This window comes from Pseudogemmobacter sp. TB195 (assembly GCF_058313095.1).
Genome location: NZ_JBZEGG010000162.1, coordinates 1 through 582, shown reverse-complemented (window position 1 = coordinate 582; position 582 = coordinate 1). Strand labels below are relative to the sequence as shown.

1 protein-coding gene is annotated in these 582 nt (G+C 57.6%); it reads left to right on the top strand.

The features are described 5' to 3' along the window. On the top strand, window positions 1–423 hold a 423-nt coding region (locus AC4FS3_RS29160; RefSeq protein WP_491023445.1), incomplete at its 5' end, for an IS5 family transposase. Window positions 424–582 lie beyond the last annotated feature (159 nt).

Here is a 582-nt window from a genome sequence, read left to right as displayed (position 1 = left end):
GCGGGTAAGAAGACCAAAGGGCGCAAGCGGCACATTCTGACCGATACCGACGGCAACCTCGTCCATGCGGTGATCCATTCGGCCGCCATACAGGACCGGGACGGAGCGCCGCTGTTACTCGCCGATATTGTCCGCCGTTTCCCGTGGCTACGCCATCTGTTCGCGGACGGAGGCTATGCCGGCGACAAACTCAGGGGGGCCATCCGGTGCTTCGGCAAATGGACGATCGCGATCATAAAGCGCTCCGATGCTGCCAAGGGCTTCGAAGTGCTGCCAAGGCGTTGGGTCGTCGAAAGAACCTTCGCATGGCTCAACCGAAACCGCCGGCTCGCCAAAGACTTCGAGCAGACCATCGCATCCGCGACCGCCTGGCTGTTCATAGCCTCGATCCAGCTCTTCACCAGACGCATCGCAAGGGCATGAAATCGCACAGGATAATTTTGAATCAGACACTTACATGCCCGATAACGCTAACGGCGCCAATTGCAAAAGTCATGATCCAGGGAAAAGCTTCGATGAAAAGGCCGACGAGCGGATGGCGGCGACGGGCCGAAGTATTATTGTTGGTGGAAACCATTTTAC